We start from the raw sequence: 20,739 nt of genomic DNA, 5'->3' as shown, positions 1-20,739 counted from the left end.
TTCTAACGATAAGTAATTAGGAGTTCGCCATTACATTCTGCTTTATTTCACCGTTTAAACGAGCTAATCCCTTAAAAGTATGGCAGCAGCCCTATACGGTTATGTGGTTGGGCAGTGATCGTTTACTGAAATTCGGTGAATTCGGTTTCGGTGCCTTCTTCCTTTGAACCTTGTTTGTTGCGGTAAAAATACCAGCAGTCATTAAGCAGCTTAATTTGTCTGCGGTCTTTCTTTTGAAATGCACGCATCATTTGATTGCACAGCCACTGTGGCATACCTATCGTTCTCCTTCCCCAGGCCTAACTTGTTGTAATACTACAATATGGGGAAGGGCGTGTGTCCGTGCAGGTCCTACCTATATACTCTGTTCTTCTTCATACTCTTCGTACCACTGTTCAAGCTGAGCTTGCAGAGCACGAATTTCTGTTAAAAGCGAAATAAGCGGATAGGACTTCTCTTGTACGCCGGCAAAATCCTTCTCAAGGCTGTTGATGTAATCCAGGCCTGAGACGATATTAATGGAATTGTCGTGAAGCTCAACATCGTTGCACTCAGCTACAGCATAAGGCAATACTGGAACATGCTCTGCCGTTAGCTTGTCAATTTCTTTATGAAGCCGGAGGTTAAGCGCACTTAGCTGATAAGCGTGCGATTCAGGCATTTCCACGAAAAGGATGATGTCATTTTGTTTCAATAGGACGTAGCGCATAGTTGCCATAATAATTATTGATCTCCCCTTTAGTTTGTTACCGTACATATACTGTAAATTTTCTGCACATTTAATAATTCCTACTTGACAGTGTAGCCTATGCCAGCTTTAAAATTCAAGTAGTTGGGGGAGAATAATGAATGAATAATGAGGCGCTGCAGCAATGGGTTGAGCATATTTCGATAACCTTTTTTAATCGTCCGTTTTTACATCAAGCTACATTCAACAGCCGACTTAAAGCAACAGGAGGACGCTACTTTACAAGGTCCCATAATATTGAGATCAGTCCTCATCAGCTTTCGGCTTTCGGGCATGAAGAAACCGAGAAAATTATTAAGCATGAGCTTTGCCATTATCACTTGCATATATTGAAGCGGGGATACCAGCATCGTGATATTGAATTCAAACAGCTGCTGGCTCAGGTAGGCGGCTCACGCTATTGTCAGTCCTTACCTGAACGCGCGGAGCGTAAGCAGCAGCCATTTCGGTACAAGCTTGTTTGTACCAAATGCGGGATGGAGTATCTGCGCAAAAGGAAGATTGATCCTGCTAAATACGCTTGTGGAAAATGTCGCGGAAAATTAGTGTTAAAAGTGATTGACAATCAAAGTAGTACATGATATATTATTACTTGTCACTTTTACTTTTCCCTGATAGCTCAGTTGGTAGAGCACTCGACTGTTAATCGAGTTGTCACAGGTTCGAGTCCTGTTCGGGGAGCCAGATTTGGAGAGATACCCAAGTGGCTCAAGGGGACCCTCTGCTAAGGGGTTAGACTGCGTAAGTGGTGCGAGGGTTCGAATCCCTCTCTCTCCGCCACATTTTTCTCACAAGTGTTTGCAACGGGAAGACCGTTCATCCGGTCTTTTTTATTTGCCACAGTGGTTGCAGCATCGTGGAAATCTCATTTGAAGTGTTCTGTATGGCCCGTTGGTCAAGTGGTTAAGACACCTCCCTTTCACGGAGGTAACAGGGGTTCGAGTCCCCTACGGGTCACCAATTATTCACACAAAAAAATGTACTAGCTCTTCGGAGCTCGTTTACAATTACAGCGAGAGCCATTAGCTCAGTTGGTAGAGCACCTGACTTTTAATCAGGGTGTCGAAGGTTCGAGTCCTTCATGGCTCACCATTTTCTTGATTAAGAAGATGCGAGCGATGAACGTTCGACTTATAAATGTGCGGTAGTGGTGGAACGGCAGACACGCTATCTTGAGGGGGTAGTGTCCCATGGACGTGCAGGTTCAAATCCTGTCTACCGCACCATAACTTACTCTTTGCCGATGTATATAGGTGAACTTAGAAGGTGTCATTTTGCATGCACTTTTCTGATAGATGATGCCACTTTATATTCAGATCATAAATCTGACTAGAGAGTGGTTTTTTCGTTATAAGTTGCTCGAGCCGTGAAAACAGATGCATCATTAGAGATGAGGAGCTGTAAACATGAAAATAAACTTAAACTTTACGAACAAGGGACAAGCAGCGATTAGCAAATTTAACAACGAGGAATTGCTTGAGATTTTCGCACGGTACAGCAATACCTTAATGAAAAAATACTCAATCGAAGTAACTGTACCAGCCGAAGGCAATGAAGCGATTATCGAAAGAGGCAAATTATCAGTATTTGTGGACAAAATCGAATGTGACGTTGAAACCTTCTTCAAAGAATTGGGAAGAGACGTTAAGGTGCCGCTTAAGAAAAGACTTACGCCTGAAGACAAGTTAGACAATGTATTTAAGGCTGAAACGATTGAATCGTAAGGCTAAAATTATATTTTAAAAAACTTGAGAAAAAATGCTTGAACTTCTGATGATAAGCTGATATAATCATTTTTGTTGTCTCAAGCATATTTGTTCTCTTAGTTCCAGACGGCCCGTTGGTCAAGTGGTTAAGACACCTCCCTTTCACGGAGGTAACAGGGGTTCGAGTCCCCTACGGGTCACCATTAATCCTCAAAGTGTACCAGCTCTATGGAGCTCGTTGCAATCACACGAGAGCCATTAGCTCAGTTGGTAGAGCACCTGACTTTTAATCAGGGTGTCGAAGGTTCGAGTCCTTCATGGCTCACCATTTTCTTTGATAAGAAGATGTGAGTGAAGGATCGTACAATTTACAATGTGCGGTAGTGGTGGAACGGCAGACACGCTATCTTGAGGGGGTAGTGTCCAATGGACGTGCAGGTTCAAATCCTGTCTACCGCACCAAAGTATATAAATCGTACGGCTCTAGAGATAGAGCCGTTTTTTTGTGTGTTCTAACAAAAAAAGAAGCACTACTTATCGTCATATTTAAAAAGTGGGAATACTAGAGGTTGGAATGGTTGATTATATATTTAGACCGTTATATATTTATCGAAGTGGGGGTGTTCACATGCCGGGGGTTCATAGTAATTTAAAAGAAATCATGAGAGCTAAAGATCCAAACCTATCGATTAGGCAGCTTGCCAAAGATATTGACTATCATTTTGATTCTGTTCGGAAGATGTATAAGGATGAGATGGTTCAGTATCCGCGGGATCTGTTATGGAGGTTATGCAAATATTTTGATGTAAGTCCTGGACAGTTTATTGTAGTCGTTCATGACGATAAAGATATAGATCCGGATAAATAAAAGGGAACCCTGTACATTTTGTATAGGGTTCCCTTTACTTTTTATATGATAATTATGCGGAAGCGACTACTTCTTCGGCTTGTGCTTGCGAGATTTTAACTAACATCGCACCAGGATCGGACAAAACTTCGATGCCTTCATGGAAGGAGAGATCAGACACTAGTAAATGATCTCCTATTTTAAGGCCGCTAATATCTACCTCGAATGCGCTGAGCAGATTGTCTGGCATGCAGCGAACCTCTACTTCGTACATCTCAACTTGAAGCATTCCGCCTTCTTTGACACCTGCTGGTTCTCCGGAGAAATGAATCGTTACTTTCGAATCTAAACTCACATTCATATTCAATTGATAGAAATCAACGTGAACAATTTTATTGCTCAGCGGATCTCTTTGTATATTTTGAATTAATACTGGCTTATTCCCTTTTTCCGGAATAGCTGCATTTAAAATAGCGCGCGGGTTGTGCTTAATGACTGATAATATTTCTTTCTCAGCGACGATAACAGAAATGCTGCCGACATCCTTGCCGTATACAATAGCTGGTACCTGTCCTTGCTTTCTTAATAGATTAATCTTAGATTTGCTTAAATCGACCCGTTCGTTTAACTGGATAGTATTGCTCATCATTTGTTGCCTCCTAATCGAATGGGGTACTGTCAAACCGACAATAAAAAAGACCGATTAGCAATAGAATGTCTAATCAGCCCGCTAACGACCATATTTTCTTGTCATATGTTAATTTTATCACAAGTTCTCTACTTGTCAAATCAGTACAAATCCCGCTCGATTGACAAGAAAATATGGTCGTGTTAAGGTTTAAACAGCAGATAGGAGCGGAATTGCAAGAAATGGCAGCAACTGAAAGCTGTTAAGTGGTAACACTGGGATAGCTAAAAACCAAAAGCATATCGTTTAATCTCGGAAATAAAGACATCTTTATTTCTTTTTTTTATTGTCATTTGTAAATATTTTAAAAATAAGGGAGCGATTTCATTGAAAAAGGTTTTAATCAAGCGGAATATAGCATTTTTGGGAACGAGCTTGCCTAGAGAATGCGGATTAGCTACTTTTTCTCAGGATCTGATGAATGAGATCGAACAAATGCAAGATTTTAATGCACCACGCATGATTGCGGTTAACAACAACAAGTCCTATGCGTACGGCAATCAGGTGATGGCTCAGATTGGACAGCACAATCGTGCAGATTATAGCAAAATAGCCATTGATCTTAATCAATCCAATATCGATATGTTAGTCATTCAGCATGAGTTCGGCATTTACGGCGGGGAAAGCGGAGAATACGTTTTGGAATTGGCAGCGAAGCTCAAAATCCCGTTTATCGTTATTTTTCATACCGTATTGTCCGAACCGAGCGAGAAACAGCGTTTAATTATGAAGCAGCTGGCGGATTTAAGCTATAAGGTCATTACGATGGCCCATACCAAAATACAGGATTTGCATGAGGTTTACGGCATAACGCTTGAAAAGATAGAGATGTTCCATCATGGGGTTCCGGTAGTTGCGACCGAATCTAGAAATGAGCTTAAAGAAAGGTTCGGGTATACGAATCGGCAAATCATTTCAACATTCGGTTTTTTAAGCCCAGGCAAAGGGATTGAATATGCCATAGAGGCCATGAACGGCGTAGTGAAGAAGCACCCGGAAGCACTTTATATGATTTTAGGCAAAACGCATCCTGTTGTGAAACAAGAGGTTGGAGAAGTGTACAGGACGAAGCTGACAGATCTAGTGGAAAAGCTAGGCCTTCAGCAGCATGTTACGTTTGTTGATAAGCATCTAACGCAAGAGGAGGTTGTTCAATCTCTTGTATTGTCGGATATTTATATGACGCCTTATCTTGGCAAGGATCAAGCTGTAAGTGGAACACTAGCATTCGGAATTGGTTACGGCAGGGTGATTATTTCGACTCCGTACCGCTACGCTGTTGAGATGCTGGCTGACGGAAGAGGATTGCTCGCAGATTTCCACAATTCCGCATCATTAGAAAATCATATTGTAACGATATTGGACGATCCGAATCTAAAAGCGGAAATGGAGAGCAAGACGCTCGCTTTAGGCAGTACAATGATGTGGAATGAAGTCGCCAAATCTTACGCGGTACTTTTCCGTGAAACGATGGCACATCATTATGTGTTAAAAGGAAGTGCGGTTTAATGGGAGTAAGTATGATCAAGCCGTTATCAACCGATTATTTACGCTCATTAACAGATGATACAGGCATCTTCCAGCATACTAAATTCGGTATTCCCGACCGTTCCAAAGGTTATACTTCCGATGATAATGCAAGGGCTTTGATTGCGGCAGTTATGCTCAATAAGCGCATTAGAGATAAGGAATCCTTGAACCTTATAAATACGTATTTGGCCTTTATTCATCATGCTCAAAATGAAGACGGCAGCTTTCGAAACTTTATGGACTACAACCGTTTGTTCATAGAAAAAACAGGCTCTGAGGATTGTCTGGGGCGCTGTTTGTGGGCGCTTGGATTTACACTTTCGGAGCCATCCGTCCCGCATAATGTGCAAAATACATGTAAATATATGATCAATCAAGCGCTGCCGCATGTGCGGAGCTTGAGATCGCCAAGAGCGATGGCTTATGCAATTATCGGCTTAACTTCCATGATGCAGACCGAGAACGCGCTCCGTTATAAGTTCCCATATCCGAATATGGAAAGCGATGATCCAGCCTTTCTTCCAGAGGCTCAAATCGTTTCGTTAATTGAGGAATTAGCGATGAGGCTGCATACGCAGTATCAAAGCAATAAAGGAGAGGGCTGGCAGTGGTTTGAGGATCGTATTACTTATGGCAATGCGATGCTGCCTTGGGCGCTTTTCAAAGCATCACATTTTTCGCATATAGAAGCATTCAGACAAACCGCTAAAGAAAGCTTGGACTTTCTAGCTTTAATTACTTTTGCAAAAGAAGGTTATTTCAAACCCGTGGGCAGTCATGGCTGGCTTGATAGAGGCGGAGAAGCAGCGTTATATGACGAGCAGCCGATAGAAGCTTGCGAGATGCTGTTAGCCTGCTTAGAAGCGTACAAGACGTTAGGGAAGGAAACCTATCGCGAGCAAGCTTCCTTATGCTATGAATGGTTTCATGGGCGGAACTCCCGTCATGAATCGTTAATAGATGCAGAGACCGGCGGCTGTTACGATGGCATACATGCAAGCGGCCTGAATTTAAATCAAGGCTCGGAAAACATTGTTTCATACTGCATGGCTCATGAGGTGATGCACAATGAATAAATTTGCTACGATTCTCGCAGGCGGAGGCGGAACACGTTTTTGGCCTTTATCCCGGCAGGAGCTGCCAAAGCAGCTGATCAATATAAGCGGCACCGACATTATGCTCAATGATACGATTGAACGCTTTAACGGTGTTATTCCGATGGAAAACACGATCGTAGTAACGAATCGCACCCAAGCGGTGCTGCTCGAGAGGATCATGCATAAGAGTGTTCAGCACGTTAACATTCTGGTAGAGCCTGTTGCCAAAAATACGGCAGCGAGCATACTCCTTGCGGCTTTATTTATTGAGAAAAACCATGGTGATTCTCTTATGGTCGTATTTCCATCCGATCATCATATTACCGAATCGGATAACTTTAAGAAAACATTGAATGATGCTTGCATCGTGGCTATGGAGACAAACAAGATTGTTACGATTGGCATCAAGCCTACCTTTCCTTCAACTGGCTATGGTTATATTTCTTGCAAGAAAGACTCTTTCATTAAGGAGCCTTGTCATGTTTATGAGGCAGCCGAATTTGTCGAAAAACCTAATTTTGCAAAATCGCAATCCTATCTTCAATCCGGTCATTATTTGTGGAACAGCGGTATGTTTATTTGGAAAACCTCCTGCATCATTGATAATTTCAAAAGGTTTCTTCCGAGGCTCTTTAAAACAATGCTCCCTTTAATTGCGTACATGGGCACGGAGCGCGAAGAGGAAATGATTAATGAGATTTATCCTTTGCTGCAAAACATTTCAATCGACTATGGTATTTTAGAGCGCAGTGACGAGGTTGTCGTTATTGAAGGCGATTTTGGATGGAATGATATTGGAAGCTGGGATGCGCTCGGCGCGATATTTCCTCCAGATGAGCATGGAAACATTGTCAAAGCGAACTATGTAGGCATCGACACACAGAACTCCATCATCTACGGCGATGACCGGCTCATTACTACAATTGGAATTGATGGTCTGATTATTGCGGATACCAAGGATGCGCTGCTGATATGTGCCAAAGACAAGGCGCAAGAGGTAAAGGAAATCGTTAGAATTTTGAAGGATAAGGGAATGCACGAATACGCCTAAGAAAGGCTTACATTCAAATGAACCCCATGATGAAGCTGGAATGGATAACGAAAACATGCAAAGAGATGCTGCTAGAATATGAGCCTGCTCAAAAACAAGGCACGAAGCTTTATTTTGCTGGCGTTGGGGACCGCGATGTTTACAATATTACTGCTCCATTCTTGAATGAGGGGGAGCTGTATATTGCCGGTCGTGTGGAAGATCGCCATTCGGAGGAATCCGAGATTATCTTCTTTACATGCAAAGATGGGATATGGACTCCGAAGCTGGATTTGCCTAAGTTTCAGCTGCAGGATCCCTTTATTACGAAAATTAACGGCGAATGGATCTTCGGCGGTGTGCATCTTTATTTTGACTCTGAAACATCGAGGTCGATCATAGGCTGGAAAACTGTGCTTTACCGAGGGAAAAATTTGCATGAGCTTGTACATGCTGCAACAGGCCCTTGGAACATGAAGGATATTCGCTTAACACAATTATCTGATGGGAAGATCGGTATTTTTTCGAGACCATTTGGGATTGAAGGCACGAGAGCTGTAATCGGCTTTAGCATCATTGATTCCTTTGAGGAGTTGTCGGAAACAGCTATTATTAAAGCTCCATTGTTTCGTGATCAATTTCTAAAGGATGAATGGGGAGGGGCAAATGAAATTCATTTGCTCAAAAATGGGTATCTCGGCGTATTAGGCCACATCTCTTATACGGATGAGGATTCCAATCTTCATTATCATGCGATGTCATTTGTTCTCAATCCTTGGACGAGAGAGAAGTCACCGGTCAAAATCATAGCAACAAGAAGCGACTTCCCTGAGGGCCCGGCTAAACGCCCGAATTTAGTTGATGTAATCTTCAGTGGTGGACTGGTTCGCAAGGCTAACAACCGAGCGGAGCTCTATGTGGGAGTTAGTGACACGGAGGCGCATCACATCGATATTGCAGACCCGTTCACGGAGTACGAAGCGATGAAGCAAGATGAAGCTGAAAGCTAAAGCTGGCTTCTAGTCTAAGGGCGAATGGTAACACGCGTGCCAATAGGCACTATTTTGGACAAGGCGAGTACATCATCGTTAAACATTCGGATGCAGCCGTGTGAGACGATATGTCCGATGGAAGAAGGATCGTTTGTGCCATGGATGCCATAATGCGGCTTTGAGAGCCCCATCCAAAAGGCGCCGAACGGTCCGCCGGGATTGGGCTGCTTATTAATAATCGTAAATTCACCTGTAGGCGTTTGAGTTACCATTTTGCCGATGCCAACGGGAAAAGCTTGAGTGACGACGTCGCCGTCCAGCAGATAGAGCTGACGATCGGAAAGATCGATGATAATACGGTAGTCGGGCATGGGGGACTCACTCCTTTTCTCCTATGTTATGTAGTGCGGCAGCGGTTTGCTTCAAAGGATTTAGGCGCGCCAAAAAAAGAGAACCCTAAGGATGTGTCCTAGGGCTCTTTGGTCATTTTATTTTATAGTCAATAACTCTAGCAATATTCTGCCTCGCCCTCATTTTCCCTCGCATTGTTTATGCGCTTGTTTTACATCTGCTAGAGAATAGACAGTGTTGATCTCTGCTTTGATCGTTCCATCTGCAATGAGTTGAGCAAGCTGTTCAAGGTTAGCATGAGTAGGGAAGGAAAGCAGCTCCTTTAAATTTTTTATATCGTTCAAATGCTCGGCTATTTGTATATGAGTTAAATGTACCTTGATGCTATTAAGGAAGCAAGCAGGCACTTTTTTGCGGATCGTAACGATTCCTTAAGATTAGCTTGCTCAGCTTCTATGGTACAATAAAAGTAATAGATGAATGAACATCATGATTTTTCTTAAAGAGGTGCAGATTATGATCCTAGTAAGCTCTTGTTTAGCAGGGTATGAGGTAAGATATAATGCAACGCATAGTGTAAATGAAATCATTCAACAATTGGTGCAGCAAAAGAAAGCCGTTGCTGTATGTCCTGAATTGCTGGGCGGTTTCTCTACTCCAAGAGAGTCAGCCGAAATTGTTGGCGGCGACGGCGATGATGTGTTAAACGGTACAGCTAGAGTAGTAGAGAAATCGGGCAGGGACGTAACGGCGATGTATATGGAAGGTGCACACATTACGCTCAAAAAAGCGAAGGAAGTAAATGCGGAAGTGATTGTACTTAAGGAATACAGCCCTTCTTGCGGCAGCGCCATGATTTATAATGGGGAGTTTAAAGGCAATAAGAGGACTGGAAATGGGGTTACGACTGCTCTGCTTAGAAGAAACGGCATAAGAGTGATATCCGAAGAGCAGCTTGGGGAATTTTTGGTGGAAATGAGTTTCTAGCAGAAATAAATTCAAGAAAATAATAGAATCATAAATAAAAAGGAGCCTCCTAGGAGGCCCCGTCTTTATTGTTTAGTGACCTGATGATTCGTGGTCGTTGGATAGCTTAAGTACGTCAAATACTTTGAACAATAGACTAAGTATAATAGCTACTACGGTTGCAAGCGCCATCCCAGTAAGCGAGAAGTCCCCGATTGTAAGCTTTACGCCGCTAAGTCCAGTCACAAGAACGACGGTTGTCAAAAACAGGTTGGTCGGTTTGCTGTAATCCACTTTGGACTCAACGAGCATCCGGAAGCCGGAAGCAGCGATAACACCGAACAGCAGCAAGGATACACCGCCCATAACTGGCGTTGGAATTCCGGAAATAAGTGCAGAGAATTTACCAGAGAAGGAAAGGACGATCGCAATGACAGCCGCGCCGCCAATGACAAAGGTGGAGTAAACCTTTGTGATCGCTAGAACACCAATGTTCTCGCCGTAGGTCGTGTTCGGCGTAGAGCCTACAAAACCTGATAGAATGGTGGAAATACCGTTGCCCAGCATGGAGCGGTGCAGACCTGGGTCCTTCGATAGATCTTTGTCTACGATATTGCCCGTAACAACCAAATGCCCAATATGCTCGGCAATGACGACAAGCGACGCAGGTGCAATCGCAATAATCGCCGACCAGTGGAACTCAGGGAAAGTGAAATGCGGCAATTGAACAAAGCTATTCTCAGCAAGCTTGCTGAAATCAGTGAAGCCCATGAAATGAGCGAGTACATAACCTGTAGTAATACCGATCAGAATCGGAATAATGCGCATGAATCCGCGGAATAAGACGGAACCTAACACCGTTACGGCAAGGGTGACGGTAGATAGGATTACGATCTTTGGATCCGGGCTCCATACGACGGCAGGATCGGCATCAGTCGGAATAATCCAGCCTGCCATCCGAGCAGCAACTGGAATGAGCTCTAAACCGATAATCGCGACGATTGCCCCCATCGCTGCTGGAGGAAATACAACATTGATCCAGCCGGTGCCTGCTGCTTGAATGATGAGAGCGACAATCGTAAAGATAACGCCTGAAATAATAAATCCGCCTAATGCAGCGGCATAGCTGCCTCCGCCCACTTGATCGCCGATTACGGCGCCTGCTGGAGCGAGGAATGCAAAGCTGGAACCGAGATATGCTGGAATCTTATTGTTGCATATCCAGAGATAAAGAAGTGTTCCGATTCCGTTCATAAGCAAACAAATTGCCGGATCAACACCGAGTATATTCGGTACGAGCACGGTAGAGCCGAACATAGCAAATAAATGCTGCAAGCTTAGCAGTGCGCTTTGCAGGGCAGGCGGTCTTTCATGAACCCCAATTGCTTTTTTCATGAGAATAAGCTCCTTCAATTTAATAGGTTGTCTATTTTTGACCCTTGTTGATTCTACATAGTGAAGCGGGGTTTGACAAGTGTTTTCTTATCATACGCTGGTCATATACGAATACATTAATGAAGAAGGGGAGGTGAAAGGATGGAATTGTGGGTGATATATCTTATTCTCGCTGGCATACTGATCGTCGTGGAAATGCTGACGCTTACATTTTATTTGCTTTGGCTTGCGATTGGTGCTATAGTCGCTGCTGTCATTGATTGGTTTTGGCCGGGCTCATTTGTCGTGGAGATGGTGGCTGGGTGTATCATTGTCCTTATCTTGACTATCTTCACAGGTCCAATTACTCGTCGTTTCCATTCCTCAAAAGGTTTTAAGGATGCCGTGGACGAGCTCGTCGGCAAACAAGGAATTGTGCTTGAGGATATTGCGGCAGATGTTCCCGGTATCGTCAAGGTGGGAAATGAAACGTGGAGTGCAGCATCGAATGAACGGTTATTGAAGGGTGATACAGTTAGGGTTGTCAGTCGCGGCAGTGCAGTGCTTCAAGTTGAGAAATGGGGAGGCTAACTAGATATGGGTTATATTATTGCTATTATTTTATTGGTTATCGTTGTCGTTTTTGTATCATTATCGATCAAAATCGTACCGCAGCAAAGGATAGGCGTTGTCGAGCGCCTAGGAAAGTTTAACCGGCTGCTTACGCCGGGAGTTAATATTCTAATTCCGATTATTGATCATGTACGAACGTATCATGATTTGCGTATTCAGCAGGCGAACGTTCCGCCGCAAACGGTCATAACGAAGGACAACGTACAGGTCAAAATCGATACGATTATTTTTTATCAAGTGACCGGCCCAGAACAGGCTACATATGGCATATCTGATTATGTATACGGGGTGCGAAATATAAGCACAGCTACAATGAGGCAAATTATCGGTAAAATGGAGCTTGATGAAACATTATCAGGCCGTGAGAAAATATCGACCGACATTCGGATCGCGCTGGATGAAGCGACAGAGAAGTGGGGCGTGCGTATCGAGCGGGTAGAGGTTATTGATATTCAGCCGCCAGCGGACATTCAAGATGCAATGGATAAGCAAATGAAGGCGGAGCGAAGCAAACGAGCTATGGTGCTTGATGCAGAAGCGGCGAAGCAGGATATGATCTTGCGGGCAGAGGGTGACAAGCAAAGTAAAATATTGAAGGCTGAAGGCGATAAGGAAGCCAGAATCCGTCAAGCGGAGGGTCAACGCCATGCGCAGGAGCTGGAAGCGCTTGGCGAAGCGAAGGCTATTCAATCCATTGCAGAAGCTGAGAAAAACCGAATTGAGCTTATACGCTCTGCGGGACTAGATGAGAATGTGCTGACATACCGCTCGCTCGAGGCATTATCCGATATTGCTCAGGGAGCTGCGAATAAAGTGTTCATTCCAACACGTGCAATCGATACACTTGGCAGCATTGGAGCTATTGGGGAAATGCTTAAAGCGAGCAAATAAATATAGTGATTGCAAAAAAATGTCTCAGGAGCAGTGTATTCTGCTTTTGGGATATTTTTTTTGCAATCCGATATTATATTTTTCTAAAGTCAGTGGGTTTGTAGTACGAATCATAACATTCTTGGATAGTTCAACATGAGATTCACCCTTAAACTTAAAAAGAAAGCGCTTTATATTAAACGGGTAAGAGGAGGAAATAATGTTGAGTAGATTTAAATTCAAGAAAGGTTGGTCCATTATTTTTGCATTGCTTGTGTTATTCCAAACGGCGGTCGGTGCGAATACGACAGTTGCTGAGGCTCAGACACCGGTTGCTGCTGTAAACAGCCAATCCTATGAGGCTGAGGCAGCCATTAATCAGCTTAGCGGTAAAGCAGAGGTTAAGGACTGCGAGCTTGCGGTTGGCTGCTCAGGCAATCAGCTGGTAGGCAGTCTGTGGGGCGGTTCTGCTTTGCAGTTCAACGCTGTGAATGTGGATACTAAAGGGATCTATACGATGACGGTGCATTACATATCGGGCGATCCGAGATCACTAGCCGTCAGTGTGAACGGCGGGGGAACCGATCATTATGATTTGCCGAAAACGGCAGATTGGAGCACGCGAGGGACTTACGAGATCCAGCTGGAGCTTCGTCAAGGCGAGAACGTCATTCGTTTCGATGATGAAGGCGGATACGCGCCGGATATTGACAAGATCGAGCTGAAATTGCTGAATGCTGTTCCGGGCACAGATCCGAATGAACCRCCTGCTGGAAGCGGACAAGTGTATGAAGCGGAAGGACCGGACAATAAGCTAGCCGGCAATTCTGCTGTAAAATCCTGCAAAGCGGAAACGGAATGCTCCGGTGGAAAAAAGGTAGGCGACATTTGGGGCGGATCAACGCTGCTTTTCCAAAAGGTTGCTGCTCCAGCAGAGGGGATCTATACCTTGAAGGTGAGCTATATTTCCGGCGATCCTCGGTCATTTTCCATTCGTGTGAACAATAGCGAGAAAGAGACCTATTCCCCGCCTGCGACTGCGAACTGGGATACGGTTGGTGTGTTCAGTATTGAGGTACAGCTGCAAGCGGGCAGCAATACCATTTTATTTGATGATGACGGCGGATGGTCGCCGGATATTGATAAAATCGAAATCATCAGCTCGCAGGCACCGGGTGAAAATCCGGGTGATGTGGATGGGATCGGCAATATTGGCAAGCAAATCGATTCCAGCAAATTTGGCTCGATTAAAGTGGAGCAGCATAAGTCAGGCGTCACTTTATCAAACGGCGTCTACAAAATCATTTATAACACAGAGTCTGGACTTTCAGCGTTCGAATGGAACAACAAGACGATAGCCAAAGGATTGTACAGCAGTATCCAATTGGACAAGCAGCTCGACAGCAAAAACTACGCTGAGCATTTGTTCTCCATGAAAAAAGTTGAAAAAATAAATGACGGTCATGGCAAAGGCATTCGGGTAACGATTGAGAATCGTGAGTCCGGCCTGCCGACGATGAAGCAAATTTATCAAATCTATGAGCGTTTGCCTTATTTTCTTATTAGTCAACAAGTAACGGGTAAAGACATGCTCAGCACAAATGATATGGCTCCTCTTGTCCTTAATGCCAAGGGTGGAATCGATATTGGAAGCTACTCGGATAATAGGGTGCTGGTCGCTCCGTTCGATAATGACGCGTGGTCTATATACCAAGCGCGGACGATGAATACTAGTCTGAACAACAATAACTATGTCAGCTCAGAATTGACAGCTATTTATGATAATACTAGCCGAAATGGATTGGTTATTGGTTCAGTCACACATGACAAATGGAAAACAGGAATCTATTGGAGCGGTTCTGATAATCGTTTAAACAAGCTTAAGGTATACGGCGGTTTCTCTTCCCCTACCTCGACACATGATACGATTCCACATGGAAAGGTAACGGGAACGACGATTACTTCGCCGCAAATTCTCGTTGGCTACTATGCCGACTACCGCCAGGGCCTTGAGAGCTTCGGTCAAGCGAACGCTGCAGTTGCGCCGCCGCTTGCATTTAAGCACGGTGTGCCAAAGGGTGTGCCTGTGGGCTGGAACAGCTGGGGCGCATATGAAAGTGATTTAAGCTACGATAAAGTAGTCGCTGTGTCTGATTTCTTCAAGAAAAATTTGCAGAAAAATTCCTTCTCGAACAAAGGCAATGTTTATATTAATTTGGACTCCTATTGGGATAATCTGTCCGAGGAGCAGCTGAAGCAAGCAGTTAAGGTTATTAACAAAAATGGGCAAAAAGCCGGCATTTATTATGGCCCTTTTGTTTATTGGGGCGATAACATGAGTCAGGTCGTAGAGGGTACAGACGGGAAATACACGTATGGAGATATTATTTTGCGGGATCAAAGCGGTAGCCCGCTGCCGAAAGTAGACGGCGCCTACGCGATCGATCCGACTCATCCGGGTTCTAAGCAGCGGATTGAATATTATTTCAAACGGTTTCTTGATTACGGATATGAGTATATTAAAATCGATTTCCTAAGCCATGGCTCCTTCGAGGGCAAACATTATGACCCTAATGTTCAAACGGGCATTCAGGCTTACAATCAAGGCATGGCTCATATCAATAAGGTGCTTGGCGGAAAAATGTTCATCAGCGCCTCTATTGCTCCTTTATTTCCGAGTCAATACGCCCACGCAAGACGGATCTCATGCGATATTGACGGCTCACTGAGCCGCACGGAATATCAGCTAAACAACCTTACCTATGGCTGGTGGCAGAACGGAACGATCTATCCGTATACCGATCCAGATTATATGACGCTTGTGAAGGGCGGTTCGTTTGATGCTGCGCAGTCTCGGATCAATTCAGCGGCTATTTCCGGTACTGTATTTCTAAACTCAGACGATGTCAGCAATCCGGCAGCACAAGAATTGATGAAGAAGCTGCTCACTAACAAGCAAGTTAATGAGGTTGCACTTAAAGGTCAGGCGTTCAAGCCAGTAGAGGGCAACAAAGGTACAGGGGCTGCGGATACATTCATCATGCAAGAAGGGAAAGATTACTACCTTGCTGTATTTAACTATACGAATGCCCCTGTGTCGAAAACAGTAGATTTTGCGCGTGTTGGCATTCCATCGTCCTCCAAAGTAAAAGTTACGGACCTATGGACGAATGCATCCAGTCAGGCAGCAGGTCAACTTAAGGTTGACTTGAATGGCGCGCAATCGAAGCTTTACAAAATTACCGTAAAATAAACCAGCAGCAAGAATCATGACTAAGCAGCTATGGCTGTGARACCGAAAAATCCCTCAAGCAATAGTGCTTGAGGGATTTTTTATTGTCTAGCATTTTAACGTCCAGGAATTTTTATCGTTACCGTCGTGCCAATTCCGAGCCTGCTGTAAATAGAGACGCCATATGATTCGCCGTACAAAAGTTTAATTCGATTGTCGACGTTGCGAATGCCATAACCAGACAAGTTGTCGCTGCTAACCGGCAGCTCTTCTCCGCTATGGCCGCGCATATGCATGCCCATGCCGTCATCGATGACTTTGAGAATGATATCATGGCCGTCGCGATATGCTTTTATCATAATGTTAATTCCGAGCGTGTCGTCCCAAATGGCATGGTTCATCGCGTTTTCAACGAATGGCTGCAGCGTCAGCTTTACGATTGGGCAGGGCAGCACAGATTCTTCGATTTGATAATGCACGCGAATGAGTTCGCCGAATCTTACCTGCTGGATGGCAACGTAGTAGCGGGTAAGCTGAATTTCTTCATGGATTGAAAGTTTGTTTTTCCCTTTGTTGAGCGAGATCCGGTAAAACTTTGCTAGATCCGTAACCATTTTGTTCATTCGCTGATCAGAATTTCGAATGGCAAGCGACGATATGGAGGCGAGTGTATTGTACAAAAAATGCGGATTAATTTGCGCTTGCAGCACATTCATCTCGGCTTCTCGCTTATCGATTTCTTTCTTGTATACGTCGGAAATTAAATTGCTGAGCCGCTGCGCCATCTTCCGCAGCACATTTCCGATTTGGCCAATTTCATCGCGTCCAAGCGGCCTCATGTCGAAGAGATCGAACTCCTCTCTTTCGATGCGCCGGATCATGCCGACTAAATAATCGACGCGTTTCGTAAATTGTCTGGCTGTGGCGTAGATGAACAGCGTCATAAGCCCAAAGCTGATTAACGCAAAAATTAAAATCCGCTTAGCTGTTTTATTCGCCTTGGTAAGGAAGCTGCTGTAAGGGACTAGCGAGATGCTTTTCCAACCGAATTTGGTCGTATTATATACGACAAGCATTTTTTCTCCATTAAAGCTGCTGTCGAATCTTCCTTCTCTAGCGCTCGGAAATTTTTCCTTCACAAATTGATTAAGCGGACGATTTAACATGTTTTTGTCCTTAGCGGACATAATAAGGCCGCTATCATTAACGATTAATATCGTTTTCTCTGATGTTTCTTTCTCCATCAAACGGAAAATATCCGATTCCAAAATGTTGATGGTCAAAATCCCATAGGCATTGTCTAGATTGCTAATATTAAGCATGCGTGTCAGCGTAAACATGGAAGGCTGGTCAACAACAGGGGGCGTTGCTACAAACCGAACATTTCCGTAGCTGTTAAGCAATGAGCGGTACGTAGTTGACCGTTTGAACGCATCATCCATTCGTTTAATGTAAATGCCGTCAGCTGGAAGCGAATCGTTATTAATATAAATAGACATGGAATGAATATCTGGATTTGTAGTCAGCATATTCGAAAAGGTGTTATTAATGTATTGATAGGCATCAACAAACAGAGACGGCTCCTCTGTATAGTTATTCGTTAAGTAAGCGCGCAGCGAATTGTTTAAATAAAGATTTGCTGATAGCTTTGTGTACGTATCCAGCTTATTTTCTAGATTTGAATTGATTTGAGCAACAGACGCAACGGAGTTCGTGTACATTTGGTCAGAAAGCTCGCTCTTAATCGTCTGATAAGAATATAAAACAAAAAACACTAAAGGAATAATGGCCCCGAGTAAAAACATGACAAACAGCTTTTCTCTTAGCCGCAAATTGTTAAAAGGCCTCGTCAGCCAGCCTGTTACCTTTTTCATGCACTCTCACTCCAGCCTATAGATACATTTTCCGAAACTCATTAGGTGTACTGCCTTTGTGCCTATGGAAGATGGAGCAAAAATAAGAGACGTTCTCATACCCGACGCTGTGAGCGACCTCACGCACCTTAAGGGATTTGTCCTTTAACAAGTCAGCTGCCCGGTTCATACGAACCTTCGTTATATAATCAAGAATCGTCTCACCCATTTTTTCTTTAAAAATGCTTCGAATATAGTTGGGTGATAAGTAGACCTCCTTGGCAATCTCCTCGACTGTAAGCGGCAAATGATACCTTTCGTTAATAAGCTTAACGATTTGGTCGGCTATGGCCTGATTGCGGTCAACATCTCTTTCGCTTAAAGTCTTTCTTATTTCTTCGCAGAAGTGCATGACATAAGCTTGAATCTGTGAGGATGAGCTCATCGACGAAATTTCCTTCCAATGGTCCACAAGCAGCAAGTCCTTGAGCGAGCCTGCAAGCAGCATGGAGAAATGCTGCTCTAATGCAGCCATTAGCCGAATAATGGCTCGGATAGTGAAATTTCGATGGATACGTTCTACGCGAATCGTTGAGAAGAGCGCTTCTAACTGCATGGTTACCTGCTTGGCGTCTCCTGACTGCAAGGCGGAAGCAAGCCGAGCTGCAAGCTGCTCGCCATCATCATCCGTTTGTTTGGTAGGCAATAAATCATCCGGCGTTATAACGGCTCCGCCGAGCTTGAAAAACTTCTCCTCATTGCAAGCTCGCGCCTGCAAGTAGGCATCCCAAATAAGATCAAACCCGATATGCGGCGCGGACAATCCTATCGTAATTTGTGCGCCGAAGGAGAGGGAGAGCTCCTCTCGGAACTTCTCCCAGAAATCCATTGCAGCTTTTGCGGCTCTCTGCTCATTGCGCCATTGAAAGAGAACGAATAAAGCATGCGGCTCGCTTTCAACAACAATAAAGGAATCGAGATATTGTCGGGCAATAGTCCGCATGAGCTCCACTCTATCGGGAGAGGCTTCGCTTGCTGGCTGTGCCGAAATAGGATAGTCTGCCGGCGCATCTATCGTTGCATAAAAGGCTGCAAACTCCCTGTTTGCACTGAAATCGGATGAGCTAAGCTCCCATTTCCGAATCCAATCCTTTCGCTTCTCTTCATTCGGCTCGCGTATAATACGGGTCATCCATTTTTCACGCAGCCATTCTCCGCCCTGATCTGACAACTGTTCCTCCTCGCATTTTTTCTTTACCTTCTCAATTAATGCAATCAGCTCCTCCATATCTATCGGTTTTAACAAGTAGCCAGTCGCCTCAATGTTCAGCGCTGCCTTAATATACTGAAACTCGTTATGTCCGCTCAAAAATATGATTTTTACGTTCTTATCGATTTGTTTTGCTCTTCTTCCGAATTCCAGCCCGTCCATAATGGGCATGCGGACATCTGTCAAAATAATGTCAGGCTTTAACTCAGAGAGCTTGCTAAGCGCYTCCTTGCCATTTCGCGCCGTTCCCGCGACCGTAATGCCGATTTTGTCCCATGGCACATAATGCTCCATCGTTTCGAGCTCAATGGCTTCATCATCCACTATCAAAATGCTGTACATGCTTGTTCCCACCTTTTATCATGTATCTGTTTTTGAATGTTTATTTAGTTTATCTGCAATACCGCATTTCAACAATGGAGCATATGGAAGTGTGTCGTTTTGCGTTACAAATCGGTAAATGCTTGTATAGAATGGGCAGGGCGGCCGACCTATAATGAAGTCACTAAGCAACGCAAGATTGGCAGGAGGTTATTAAATGGAATCCATAATGAAAGCGGAATCAAGTAAATCTGTTCCACCCAAAAAGAAGCGCAGCATTGAAAATTCTAATGTATGGGGCAGATTGAAGGAACAGCGGCTATTATTTGTGCTCATGCTTCCGGCTTTAATCGTCACACTCATATTTTCTTACGTTCCCATGTTTGGCTTATACATGGCTTTCATTAATTACTCGCCAGGCGGAGGATCGTTTTTTGGACAGTTTTTTACTACAGAGTTTGTAGGGCTGGAGTGGTTTAACTACTTCTTTACGAATGGCGATTTCGTCAGAGTAATGCGCAATACGCTGGCACAAAGCTTTCTATCTCTGTTATTCGGTTTCCCAATGCCGATTATTCTTGCCTTAATGATTAATGAAATGCGCAATGGCTGGTTCAAACGGACGTTTCAAACAGTATCTTACATGCCTCATTTTATTTCGTGGGTCATTGCCGCAAATATTATTATCACGGTACTTTCTTCAAGCGGTGTCATAAACAATTTGTTGACGGGGCTTGGAATTATCGATGAGCCGATTCAGTTTATGCAAAATGGTCCGCTATTCTGGTGGATTATCGCTTTCTCCAACACATGGAAGGACATGGGCTTTAACGCCATTATGTATTTGGCCGCTATCTCAGCTATTAACCCGGAGCTGTACGAGGTGGCGAAGGTAGACGGGGCAAGCCGATTAAAGCAAATGCTGCACATCACGCTGCCGTCTATTAAACCGACCATTATCATTCTTGCCATTTTAGCGGTAGGCGGAATATTGAATGCAGGTTTTGATCAGCAATTTTTGATGCAAAATAATACGGTGCTCCAATATTCGGAAGTTATTGACACGTACACGTACAAATATGGTTTGCAAAACGGAATGTTCTCTTACGGAGCAGCTGTTGGATTATTCAAATCGGTCGTCGCGTTTATCCTTGTTCTAAGCGTCAATAAGATGGCCAAAAAAATGAATGAACAGTCGTTGTTCTAGGACAAACAAGAAAAGGAGAACACT

The 20,739-nt window shown here is 44.1% G+C and carries 20 protein-coding genes and 8 tRNA genes; 20 read left to right on the top strand and 8 right to left on the bottom strand.

Annotation, left to right across the window (positions count from 1 at the left end; translation table 11 throughout):
• Positions 1–122: 122 nt before the first annotated feature.
• Complete coding sequence (cmpA, locus tag AC1DPK_RS02025) at positions 123–275, bottom strand: cortex morphogenetic protein CmpA (protein WP_441876410.1); 153 nt, start codon at positions 273–275, stop codon at positions 123–125.
• Positions 276–355: 80 nt separating this feature from the next.
• Positions 356–718 (bottom strand): hydrolase/acyltransferase, encoded by a 363-nt coding sequence (locus tag AC1DPK_RS02020; protein WP_477509102.1) that lies wholly within the window; start codon positions 716–718, stop codon positions 356–358.
• A gap of 131 nt (positions 719–849) precedes the next feature.
• Here AC1DPK_RS02020 and AC1DPK_RS02015 point away from each other — a divergent pair, with 131 nt between their 5' ends.
• The 11 genes from AC1DPK_RS02015 to AC1DPK_RS01965 all read left to right on the top strand — a co-directional run bounded on the left by AC1DPK_RS02015 (position 850) and on the right by AC1DPK_RS01965 (position 3,322).
• The gene (locus AC1DPK_RS02015; protein WP_477509101.1) at positions 850–1,329 is read left to right on the top strand and encodes a SprT family protein; all 480 of its coding nucleotides are present in this window, start codon (positions 850–852) and stop codon (positions 1,327–1,329) included.
• Positions 1,330–1,356: 27 nt separating this feature from the next.
• Positions 1,357–1,432: transfer RNA gene (locus tag AC1DPK_RS02010), tRNA-Asn, on the top strand.
• A 5-nt stretch (positions 1,433–1,437) separates the two neighbouring features.
• Positions 1,438–1,528, top strand: a tRNA-Ser gene (locus AC1DPK_RS02005).
• 105 nt (positions 1,529–1,633) lie between these two features.
• Positions 1,634–1,708, top strand: a tRNA-Glu gene (locus AC1DPK_RS02000).
• Between the two features lie 56 nt (positions 1,709–1,764).
• Positions 1,765–1,840, top strand: a tRNA-Lys gene (locus AC1DPK_RS01995).
• Positions 1,841–1,889: 49 nt separating this feature from the next.
• Positions 1,890–1,974: transfer RNA gene (locus AC1DPK_RS01990), tRNA-Leu, on the top strand.
• A 180-nt stretch (positions 1,975–2,154) separates the two neighbouring features.
• Positions 2,155–2,472 (top strand): hypothetical protein, encoded by a 318-nt coding sequence (locus AC1DPK_RS01985; RefSeq protein WP_076267429.1) that lies wholly within the window; start codon positions 2,155–2,157, stop codon positions 2,470–2,472.
• Between the two features lie 110 nt (positions 2,473–2,582).
• Positions 2,583–2,657 (top strand) — tRNA-Glu (locus tag AC1DPK_RS01980).
• A 49-nt stretch (positions 2,658–2,706) separates the two neighbouring features.
• Positions 2,707–2,782 (top strand) — tRNA-Lys (locus tag AC1DPK_RS01975).
• Positions 2,783–2,831: 49 nt separating this feature from the next.
• A tRNA-Leu gene (locus tag AC1DPK_RS01970) sits at positions 2,832–2,916 on the top strand.
• Between the two features lie 166 nt (positions 2,917–3,082).
• Positions 3,083–3,322 (top strand): helix-turn-helix domain-containing protein, encoded by a 240-nt coding sequence (locus AC1DPK_RS01965; RefSeq protein ID WP_339204567.1) that lies wholly within the window; start codon positions 3,083–3,085, stop codon positions 3,320–3,322.
• A 52-nt stretch (positions 3,323–3,374) separates the two neighbouring features.
• Here the strand turns inward: AC1DPK_RS01965 and AC1DPK_RS01960 are convergent, their stop codons facing one another.
• Complete coding sequence (locus AC1DPK_RS01960; protein WP_477509100.1) at positions 3,375–3,950, bottom strand: 50S ribosomal protein L25; 576 nt, start codon at positions 3,948–3,950, stop codon at positions 3,375–3,377.
• Between the two features lie 366 nt (positions 3,951–4,316).
• Here AC1DPK_RS01960 and AC1DPK_RS01955 point away from each other — a divergent pair, with 366 nt between their 5' ends.
• From AC1DPK_RS01955 to AC1DPK_RS01940, 4 genes are read left to right on the top strand one after another with little or no spacing between them, the layout of a single operon-like run.
• Positions 4,317–5,498 (top strand): glycosyltransferase family 4 protein, encoded by a 1,182-nt coding sequence (locus AC1DPK_RS01955; protein ID WP_477509099.1) that lies wholly within the window; start codon positions 4,317–4,319, stop codon positions 5,496–5,498.
• Positions 5,498–6,595 (top strand): glycosyltransferase, encoded by a 1,098-nt coding sequence (locus AC1DPK_RS01950; protein ID WP_477509098.1) that lies wholly within the window; start codon positions 5,498–5,500, stop codon positions 6,593–6,595. The genes AC1DPK_RS01955 and AC1DPK_RS01950 overlap by 1 nt, the downstream gene beginning before the upstream one ends.
• Positions 6,588–7,667 carry a mannose-1-phosphate guanylyltransferase gene (locus tag AC1DPK_RS01945; protein ID WP_477509097.1) on the top strand — a complete coding sequence of 360 codons (1,080 nt, stop codon included), beginning with the start codon at positions 6,588–6,590 and terminating at the stop codon, positions 7,665–7,667. Before AC1DPK_RS01950 ends, AC1DPK_RS01945 begins: the two co-directional genes overlap by 8 nt.
• Before the next feature lie 26 nt (positions 7,668–7,693).
• Positions 7,694–8,656 (top strand): DUF1861 family protein, encoded by a 963-nt coding sequence (locus AC1DPK_RS01940; protein WP_477509125.1) that lies wholly within the window; start codon positions 7,694–7,696, stop codon positions 8,654–8,656.
• A gap of 14 nt (positions 8,657–8,670) precedes the next feature.
• Here AC1DPK_RS01940 and AC1DPK_RS01935 read toward each other — a convergent pair whose 3' ends face one another.
• Positions 8,671–9,009, bottom strand: coding sequence for a L,D-transpeptidase (locus AC1DPK_RS01935; RefSeq protein WP_076267434.1), 339 nt, complete (start codon positions 9,007–9,009; stop codon positions 8,671–8,673).
• 159 nt (positions 9,010–9,168) lie between these two features.
• Positions 9,169–9,396: a zinc-binding dehydrogenase gene (locus tag AC1DPK_RS01930; protein WP_477509096.1), complete on the bottom strand. Its 228-nt coding sequence runs from the start codon at positions 9,394–9,396 to the stop codon at positions 9,169–9,171.
• Positions 9,397–9,505: 109 nt separating this feature from the next.
• Between AC1DPK_RS01930 and AC1DPK_RS01925 the strand changes: the two genes are divergently transcribed.
• Positions 9,506–9,976, top strand: a complete 471-nt coding sequence (locus tag AC1DPK_RS01925) for a 2-thiouracil desulfurase family protein (RefSeq protein WP_477509095.1) — start codon at positions 9,506–9,508, stop codon at positions 9,974–9,976.
• Positions 9,977–10,048: 72 nt separating this feature from the next.
• On the opposite strand, the gene uraA is transcribed toward AC1DPK_RS01925, so the two are convergent.
• Positions 10,049–11,350, bottom strand: a complete 1,302-nt coding sequence (uraA, locus tag AC1DPK_RS01920) for a uracil permease (RefSeq protein ID WP_339204559.1) — start codon at positions 11,348–11,350, stop codon at positions 10,049–10,051.
• A gap of 141 nt (positions 11,351–11,491) precedes the next feature.
• On the opposite strand from uraA, the gene AC1DPK_RS01915 reads away from it, so the two are divergent.
• The 3 genes from AC1DPK_RS01915 (at position 11,492) to AC1DPK_RS01905 (ending at position 16,085) form a co-directional block, all read left to right on the top strand.
• A complete protein-coding gene (locus AC1DPK_RS01915) occupies positions 11,492–11,920 on the top strand; it encodes an NfeD family protein (protein WP_477509094.1) in 429 nt (142 codons plus the stop codon).
• A 6-nt stretch (positions 11,921–11,926) separates the two neighbouring features.
• Positions 11,927–12,853, top strand: a complete 927-nt coding sequence (locus tag AC1DPK_RS01910) for an SPFH domain-containing protein (protein WP_339204557.1) — start codon at positions 11,927–11,929, stop codon at positions 12,851–12,853.
• Between the two features lie 199 nt (positions 12,854–13,052).
• Positions 13,053–16,085, top strand: a complete 3,033-nt coding sequence (locus tag AC1DPK_RS01905) for a carbohydrate-binding protein (RefSeq protein WP_477509092.1) — start codon at positions 13,053–13,055, stop codon at positions 16,083–16,085.
• A 95-nt stretch (positions 16,086–16,180) separates the two neighbouring features.
• Here AC1DPK_RS01905 and AC1DPK_RS01900 read toward each other — a convergent pair whose 3' ends face one another.
• The gene (locus AC1DPK_RS01900; RefSeq protein WP_477509091.1) at positions 16,181–17,938 is read right to left on the bottom strand and encodes a sensor histidine kinase; all 1,758 of its coding nucleotides are present in this window, start codon (positions 17,936–17,938) and stop codon (positions 16,181–16,183) included.
• A 16-nt stretch (positions 17,939–17,954) separates the two neighbouring features.
• Positions 17,955–19,529 (bottom strand): response regulator, encoded by a 1,575-nt coding sequence (locus AC1DPK_RS01895; RefSeq protein WP_477509090.1) that lies wholly within the window; start codon positions 19,527–19,529, stop codon positions 17,955–17,957.
• Between the two features lie 196 nt (positions 19,530–19,725).
• Here AC1DPK_RS01895 and AC1DPK_RS01890 point away from each other — a divergent pair, with 196 nt between their 5' ends.
• A complete protein-coding gene (locus AC1DPK_RS01890) occupies positions 19,726–20,715 on the top strand; it encodes an ABC transporter permease (protein ID WP_477509089.1) in 990 nt (329 codons plus the stop codon).
• Positions 20,716–20,739: the final 24 nt, after the last annotated feature.

Source organism: Paenibacillus sp. 01T424 (assembly GCF_056398745.1).
Note: the sequence above shows the minus strand (reverse complement) of the source record. Positions and strands in the feature narration are given on the sequence as shown.

Excerpts from the sequence above, each read along its gene's own strand:
- AC1DPK_RS01960 (WP_477509100.1), bottom strand. The coding sequence starts at position 3,950 with ATGATGAGCAATACTATCCAGTTAAACGAACGGGTCGATTTAAGCAAA.
- AC1DPK_RS01935 (WP_076267434.1), bottom strand. The coding sequence starts at position 9,009 with ATGCCCGACTACCGTATTATCATCGATCTTTCCGATCGTCAGCTCTAT.
- AC1DPK_RS01910 (WP_339204557.1), top strand. The coding sequence starts at position 11,927 with ATGGGTTATATTATTGCTATTATTTTATTGGTTATCGTTGTCGTTTTT.
- AC1DPK_RS01985 (WP_076267429.1), top strand. The coding sequence starts at position 2,155 with ATGAAAATAAACTTAAACTTTACGAACAAGGGACAAGCAGCGATTAGC.
- AC1DPK_RS01915 (WP_477509094.1), top strand. The coding sequence starts at position 11,492 with ATGGAATTGTGGGTGATATATCTTATTCTCGCTGGCATACTGATCGTC.
- uraA (WP_339204559.1), bottom strand. The coding sequence starts at position 11,350 with ATGAAAAAAGCAATTGGGGTTCATGAAAGACCGCCTGCCCTGCAAAGC.
- AC1DPK_RS01965 (WP_339204567.1), top strand. The coding sequence starts at position 3,083 with ATGCCGGGGGTTCATAGTAATTTAAAAGAAATCATGAGAGCTAAAGAT.
- AC1DPK_RS02020 (WP_477509102.1), bottom strand. The coding sequence starts at position 718 with ATGGCAACTATGCGCTACGTCCTATTGAAACAAAATGACATCATCCTT.
- AC1DPK_RS01925 (WP_477509095.1), top strand. The coding sequence starts at position 9,506 with ATGATCCTAGTAAGCTCTTGTTTAGCAGGGTATGAGGTAAGATATAAT.
- AC1DPK_RS02015 (WP_477509101.1), top strand. The coding sequence starts at position 850 with ATGAATAATGAGGCGCTGCAGCAATGGGTTGAGCATATTTCGATAACC.
- AC1DPK_RS01950 (WP_477509098.1), top strand. The coding sequence starts at position 5,498 with ATGGGAGTAAGTATGATCAAGCCGTTATCAACCGATTATTTACGCTCA.
- cmpA (WP_441876410.1), bottom strand. The coding sequence starts at position 275 with ATGCCACAGTGGCTGTGCAATCAAATGATGCGTGCATTTCAAAAGAAA.
- AC1DPK_RS01890 (WP_477509089.1), top strand. The coding sequence starts at position 19,726 with ATGGAATCCATAATGAAAGCGGAATCAAGTAAATCTGTTCCACCCAAA.
- AC1DPK_RS01945 (WP_477509097.1), top strand. The coding sequence starts at position 6,588 with ATGAATAAATTTGCTACGATTCTCGCAGGCGGAGGCGGAACACGTTTT.
- AC1DPK_RS01900 (WP_477509091.1), bottom strand. The coding sequence starts at position 17,938 with ATGAAAAAGGTAACAGGCTGGCTGACGAGGCCTTTTAACAATTTGCGG.
- AC1DPK_RS01940 (WP_477509125.1), top strand. The coding sequence starts at position 7,694 with ATGATGAAGCTGGAATGGATAACGAAAACATGCAAAGAGATGCTGCTA.